Source organism: Streptomyces sp. SID1328 (assembly GCF_009865595.1).
GTDB lineage: Bacteria > Actinomycetota > Actinomycetes > Streptomycetales > Streptomycetaceae > Streptomyces > Streptomyces griseoluteus.
In genome coordinates, this window is record NZ_WWKH01000336.1 from 1 (window position 1) to 5,759 (window position 5,759).

Here is a 5,759-nt window from a genome sequence, read left to right on the forward strand (position 1 = left end):
CCGCGGTCAGCCTGGAGGCGCCGACCGAGGAGCGCGAGGAGGCCGTGCAGAACGGCGGCGCGCACTACGCGGAGTCGCTCCCGGTGGAGTACCAGCCCAGCGAGCGCTACCAGGCGCTGTTCCACGCCGCCCTGGAGACCTCCGCCGACCGGATCGCCCGCGCGGTCGGCGTGGTCACCGAGACCGTGCTCACCGAGCGCGGCGGCACCCCCGTCCTGGTCTCGCTCGCCCGCGCCGGAACACCGGTCGGCGTGCTCATGCGCCGCTGGGCCGAGCAGCGGTACGGGACCAGACTCCCGCACTACGCCGTCTCGATCGTCCGGGGCCGGGGCATCGACGCCAACGCGCTGCGCTGGCTGGCCGCGCACCACGACCCGCGCGATGTCGTCTTCGTGGACGGCTGGACCGGCAAGGGCGCCATCACCCGTGAACTCGCCGCCGCCATCGAGGAGTTCGAGCGCGCCGAGGGCGTCACCGGCTTCGACCCGGAGATCGCCGTCCTCGCCGACCCCGGCTCCTGCGTGCGCACCTACGGCACCCGCGACGACTTCCTCATCCCCTCCGCCTGCCTCAACTCCACGGTCTCCGGCCTGATATCGCGCACCGTGCTCCGTGCCGACCTGGTCGGCCCGGACGACTTCCACGGCGCGAAGTTCTACCGCGAACTGGCGGACGCCGATGTGTCGGTGGCCTTCCTCGACGCCGTCTCCGCCCGCTTCCCCGAGGTCCGCGACGAAGTGGACGCGGCCGTCAAGGAACTGCTGGCCGAGGACCGCACCCCGACCTGGGAGGGCTGGCGGGCCGTGGAGCGGATCAGCGAGGAGTACGGCATCCACGACGTGAACTTGGTCAAGCCCGGCGTCGGGGAGACCACGCGGGTGCTGCTGCGCCGGGTGCCCTGGAAGATCCTCGCCAAGGCGGGCGCGGGCGCCGACCTCGACCACGTCCGGCTGCTCGCCGAACAGCGCGGGGTGCCGGTGGAGGAGATCGACGACCTGCCGTACACCTGCGTCGGGCTGATCCACCCGAAGTACACCCGCGGTGCCACGGGTGCCGACGGCCGGGCGGTGAACGTCTGATGGCGGTACTGGTGGCCAGCGACCTCGACCGCACGCTGATCTACTCGGCGGGCGCCCTCGCGCTCACCATGCCCGACGCCCGGGCGCCCCGGCTGCTCTGCGTGGAGGTGCACGAGTCCCGTCCGCTGTCCTTCATGACGGAGACGGCGGCCTCCCTGCTGACCGAGCTGGCGGACGCGGCGGTGTTCGTGCCGACGACCACCCGCACCCGTACCCAGTACGGGCGGATCAACCTCCCCGGCCCGCCCGCCCGGTACGCGATCTGCGCCAACGGCGGCCATCTCCTGGTCGACGGCGTCACCGACCGGGACTGGCACGCCTCGGTGCTGGCCCGCCTCGCCGACGAGTGCGCGCCGCTCGCCGAGATCACCGACCATCTGCGCCGGGCCTCCGACCCGGTCTGGCTGCGCAAGCAGCGGGTGGCCGAGGACCTGTTCGCCTACCTGGTGGTCGAGCGGGAGCTGCTGCCCGAGGAGTGGGTGGGCGAGCTGGCCGAGTGGGCCGGAGAGCGAGGCTGGACGGTGTCGCTCCAGGGCCGCAAGATCTACGCGGTTCCGCAGCCGCTCACCAAGGGCGCGGCGGTGCGCGAGGTGGCCCGGCGCACCGGCGCGGAGCTGACGCTCGCGGCGGGGGACTCGCATCTGGACGCCGACCTCCTGCTGGCCGCCGACCGCGGCTGGCGCCCCGGCCACGGCGAGCTGGCCGACAGCGGCTGGAGCGCGCCCGTGGTCGGCGCGGTGGCCGAGCGGGGCGTGCTGGCGGGGGAGCGGATCACCCGCGAGTTCCTGCGGGTGGCGCGGGGAGCGGTGGTCCCGGCGCGGCTGCCGGCTTAGCGGTACGGCGGGGTACGGCGAAACGGCACCGGACGCCTGTCCGGTGCCGTACTCATGTCCTGCTCAGCCGCAGCAGCCGCCTCCGCAGCAGCCACCGCCGCCGCCTCCGCCCGAGGGGGCCGGAGCGGCCAAGGAGCCGCCGACGGCCACCGCCGACAGCAGCTTGACCGTGTCGTCGTGGCCCTCCGGGCAGGTGGCGGGCGCGGCGGACTCCGCCATCGGGCGGCTGAGTTCGAAGGTGTCGCCGCAGGTCCGGCAGCGGTACTCGTAGCGAGGCATGCGCACAGGTTAGCCGCCGGACCCGGCGAGCGGGGGAGTCACCCGGGCTTCGTGTCCGGCCCGGTGACGGCGCGCTTGTCCGGGGCGGTGAGGGCCGGGTCCTCGTGCTCGGCCCCGGGGTGCCGGGAGCGCCAGTAGGGGTTGTCGTGCGGGAGGGACGAGCCGACCCGGCCGTACATGCCGAAGGTCATCAGCAGCAGGCCGACGATGAAGGTGAAGAACACGTTCTGGATCTTGAACGCCAGGAAGTTGTTCTCGGTGTCCAGCAGACCCAGGTTGAGGAAGCCGTTCAGGATGAACAGCACGCCGAAGGCCATGTTCAGGGTCGAGGCGAAGTTGCCGCCGATCACCATCCCCGCCAGCAGGATCAGGCCGACGCAGATGGAGAGCACGCTCAGCGCGCCGTTGGTGTTCAGGCCCGCGACCGTGTCGCTGCCGACGTTGAAGGCACCGATGTGGCCGACCAGGCCGAGGATGCCGAAGATCAGCAGGAACAGCCCGATCAGGCCCGCGCCGATGCGGTAGACGAGGTTCAGCTTGTGGTCGACGGGCAGGTGCTCGTCGAACACGGTGCGGTGCCGGGTGGACTGCTTGTCGCGCGAGTGCACTGCGTGTGCGGCCATGTCGCCTCCTTGGGGGCGCGTGCGGAGGCCGTCCCGTACTTCTCAATACTCACCAGCACCCCACGTACCGGCAACAGGGGCGCCGCCGGGCGGGGTCACTGCGTGGGGCCGCCGCGCTCCTCGCGGATCTGCGCGACCATCCGCGCGACCGTGCCGCGTACGGCCTCGGTCTCGGTGAGGAAGTGCCAGTAGTCGGGGTGCCGGCCGCTGTCCAGCGCGGCGACCGCGCGGTCCAGCCGGGCCACCGCCTCGTCCAGCGGGCGGGCGTGCCGGGGGTCGGGCGCGGTACGGCCCGTCATGGCGAGCCGCTGGGCGTCCCGGAGCGCGAACCGGGTCCGCTCGATCTCCTGCCGGGGGTCCTTCTGGACGGCGTTCAGCCGGGCCAGCCGGTCCCCGGCGGCCGAGACCGCCTCGTCGGTGGTGTTCAGCAGGGCCCGCACGGTCGACAGCAGCGAGGTGGCGTCCGGCCAGCGCTGGGCCTCCCGCGCGGCGCGGGCCTCGGCCAGCTTGCGCTCGGCCTGGCGGACGTTCTCGGCGGCCTGCTCCGGCACGTGCTGGAGGTCCTGCCAGCAGGCGGCGGCGAAGCGGCGCCGCAGCTCGCTCAGCATCGGCTCGACCTGGCCGCTGCGGGTGGTGAGGGCCTGGGCGCGGGTGCTCAGGCTGACCAGGCGCCGGTCGATCTCGGCGGCGCGCTCCGGCAGCCGCTCGGCCTCGGCCTGGATCGCCCCGGCCTCCCGCTGCACCCGCTCGGCCCGCTCCAGCGTGGCCGCGACCCCGTGCTGCCCGGCACCCTGGTTGAGCCGGGTCAGCTCGGGGGAGAGGGCGGCGAGGCGGGCGGCCAGGTCGTCGGCGCCGAGCCGCTTCTCGCGTACGGCGTCCAGGGCGTTGCTCGCGCCGAGCAGGGCCTGCCGGGCGCGCTCGACCGCGGGCGCCAGCCGGGCGAGCCGGGTCTCGGCGCTGCCGAGGAGGGGACCGAGGGAGGTGGAGAAGCGGTCCAGCTCGCCCTTCACCCGGACCAGTTCGTCCTTGGCGGCCGTCAGCTCGCTACGGGCGCGGTTCGCGACGGCGGAGTCGAGGTCGTCGCGGTCGAGATCCTGGGCGTCGACGGCCTGGATGTACGTCTGGCTCGCCTCGTCTATGCGCCGGCCGAGCGTCTCGAAGTCGGCGACGGCACGGCGGGCCGCGGGGGAGTCGTCGACCGCGGAGATGGTCTCGATGGAGATGCGCAGGTCGCGCTGGGCGGTGTCCAGCTCGTAGAACGCGGCGGCGGCCGCGTCCTTCGCCGCCTGGGCCTCCGCCCGCTGGCTCTCGGCACGGCCGCCGAACCAGCGCCGGGTGCCGCCGCCGGCGAACGCGGCGGCCATGGTGAGCGCGGCCAGCACGGGCAGGCTCGTCAGGGTGAGGGCGTCGCGCACGGGGGACGGCGGGTGCGGGTGGGTCTGCGCTGCTGACGTGCCCGGTGTCGCCGTCACATGCCTCTCCCGTGCTGCGGTTGGCCCTGGGTGGTGTCATTCTCCCACCCGTTGAAGACGAACACACGGCCCGGTCAGTTCGCCCCCGCCGCCATGGGTTCCGGGGTTTGCGGGGCACCGCCGTAGGCAAGGTAGGCTGTCGACTCGTCCCGGCCACGCGCCGGGTCGCGGGTGCGTAGCTCAGGGGTAGAGCGCCTGCCTTACAAGCAGGATGTCGGCGGTTCGAAACCGTCCGCGCCCACAGTGAGAAGTAGCAGGCCAGAGGCTTGTGACGGCCCTCCGGGAGTGTCCCGGGGGGCCGTTTTCCCTGTCCGGGGCGGCTACTGCGCCCGTACCGGCCGCCCCCGTACCTCCAGGCTGTCCAGCAGCTCCGCCGTGGCCTGCGTGACGGCGTCCACGGCACGGTCGAACGCCTCGCGGTTGTGGGCGGCGGGGGCCCGGAAGCCCGAGACCTTGCGTACGTACTGCAGCGCGGCGGCGCGGATGTCGTCCTCGGTGGCCTCACCGGGCAACACGGGCGGCCGCAACGTCTTGATACTCCGGCACATGTCTCAAGTCTCCTCCAACCGGGCCGCGCGTGAAGGATGATCGCGTGAGGCGGCCACCGGATGTCGGGGCCGACCGCAGGAGAGGACACGTTCATGACGAACAGGCCCACGGTGGCGATACTCGGCCCCGGCGGCACCGGCGGACTTCTCGCCGCCCTGCTGTCCCGTTCCGGGCACCGGGTGATCTGCCTGGCGCGGGAGGGCACTGCGGAGGTGCTGCGCCGGGACGGAATCCAGGTGCGCAGCGGGCAGTTCGGGGACTTTCACGCGCGCGTGGAGGCGGACACCGAGCTGCGCGAGCCGGTCGACGCCTGCCTGATCACCGTCAAGCACACGACGCTGGACGCGGCCCTGACCCGCGTACCGCCCGCCGTGCTCGGTGACGCCCTGGTGGTGCCGCTGCTGAACGGCGTCGAACACCCGGCGTCGCTGCGGACGCGGTACGCGCCCGAGCTGGTCGCCCCCGCGACGATCCGGGTGGAGTCCACCCGCCTCCAGGCCGGGGACGGCGAGGGCGTGGTGATCGAACACGGCAGCCCCTTCACCGAGATCGACCTCGCGGGCGCGGCGGCGGTGCGGCGCCGCGTCGACGCCCTGGCCTCGGCCCTCACGGCAGCGGGTGTGACGGCGCGCGTGGTGGACGACGAGACGGCGGCCCTGTGGGCCAAGATGGCGTTCCTCGCCCCGTTCGCCCTGCTCACGACGCGGTACGGGGTGCCGATCGGCGAGGCCCGTACGCGCTACCGCGCGGAGCTGGAGGCCCTGGTGGCGGAGGCGGCGGAGGCCGGCCGCGCCTGCGGTGCCCCGGTGGACCCGGCCGGGTCCCTCGCCCGCTACGACCTGTTCCCGGCGGCGGCCAAGTCCTCGATGCAGCGCGACGCGGAGGCGGGCCGGGCGCTCGAACTCGACGCGATCGGCGGGGCGT

At 73.8% G+C, this 5,759-nt stretch carries 7 protein-coding genes and 1 tRNA gene; 4 read left to right on the top strand and 4 right to left on the bottom strand.

What is annotated here, in order from left to right:
* On the top strand, nucleotides 1-1,079 hold a 1,079-nt coding region (locus tag GT030_RS09965), incomplete at its 5' end, for a cysteine protease StiP family protein (protein ID WP_161200788.1).
* Complete coding sequence (locus tag GT030_RS09970; protein WP_161200789.1) at nucleotides 1,079-1,912, top strand: HAD family hydrolase; 834 nt, start codon at nucleotides 1,079-1,081, stop codon at nucleotides 1,910-1,912. The genes GT030_RS09965 and GT030_RS09970, both read left to right, overlap by 1 nt.
* A 63-nt stretch (nucleotides 1,913-1,975) precedes the next feature.
* Here GT030_RS09970 and GT030_RS09975 read toward each other — a convergent pair whose 3' ends face one another.
* The 3 genes from GT030_RS09975 to GT030_RS09985 all read right to left on the bottom strand — a co-directional run bounded on the left by GT030_RS09975 (nucleotide 1,976) and on the right by GT030_RS09985 (nucleotide 4,286).
* Nucleotides 1,976-2,191: a zinc ribbon domain-containing protein gene (locus tag GT030_RS09975; RefSeq protein ID WP_161200790.1), complete on the bottom strand. Its 216-nt coding sequence runs from the start codon at nucleotides 2,189-2,191 to the stop codon at nucleotides 1,976-1,978.
* Nucleotides 2,192-2,229: 38 nt separating this feature from the next.
* Complete coding sequence (locus GT030_RS09980) at nucleotides 2,230-2,814, bottom strand: DUF4383 domain-containing protein (RefSeq protein WP_161200791.1); 585 nt, start codon at nucleotides 2,812-2,814, stop codon at nucleotides 2,230-2,232.
* A 95-nt stretch (nucleotides 2,815-2,909) separates the two neighbouring features.
* Nucleotides 2,910-4,286 (bottom strand): hypothetical protein, encoded by a 1,377-nt coding sequence (locus GT030_RS09985; RefSeq protein ID WP_161200792.1) that lies wholly within the window; start codon nucleotides 4,284-4,286, stop codon nucleotides 2,910-2,912.
* Nucleotides 4,287-4,455: 169 nt separating this feature from the next.
* Here GT030_RS09985 and GT030_RS09990 point away from each other — a divergent pair.
* A tRNA-Val gene (locus GT030_RS09990) sits at nucleotides 4,456-4,527 on the top strand.
* Between the two features lie 79 nt (nucleotides 4,528-4,606).
* Here the strand turns inward: GT030_RS09990 and GT030_RS09995 are convergent.
* Nucleotides 4,607-4,834: a DUF2277 domain-containing protein gene (locus GT030_RS09995; protein WP_086694155.1), complete on the bottom strand. Its 228-nt coding sequence runs from the start codon at nucleotides 4,832-4,834 to the stop codon at nucleotides 4,607-4,609.
* 93 nt (nucleotides 4,835-4,927) lie between these two features.
* On the opposite strand from GT030_RS09995, the gene GT030_RS10000 reads away from it, so the two are divergent.
* On the top strand, nucleotides 4,928-5,759 hold an 832-nt coding region (locus GT030_RS10000; RefSeq protein ID WP_161200793.1), incomplete at its 3' end, for a 2-dehydropantoate 2-reductase.

What these genes read in the sequence shown, in the direction of transcription:
- GT030_RS09995 (WP_086694155.1), bottom strand. Translation starts at nt 4,834, where the DNA reads ATGTGCCGGAGTATCAAGACGTTGCGGCCGCCCGTGTTGCCCGGTGAG.
- GT030_RS09980 (WP_161200791.1), bottom strand. Translation starts at nt 2,814, where the DNA reads ATGGCCGCACACGCAGTGCACTCGCGCGACAAGCAGTCCACCCGGCAC.
- GT030_RS09970 (WP_161200789.1), top strand. Translation starts at nt 1,079, where the DNA reads ATGGCGGTACTGGTGGCCAGCGACCTCGACCGCACGCTGATCTACTCG.
- GT030_RS09975 (WP_161200790.1), bottom strand. Translation starts at nt 2,191, where the DNA reads ATGCCTCGCTACGAGTACCGCTGCCGGACCTGCGGCGACACCTTCGAA.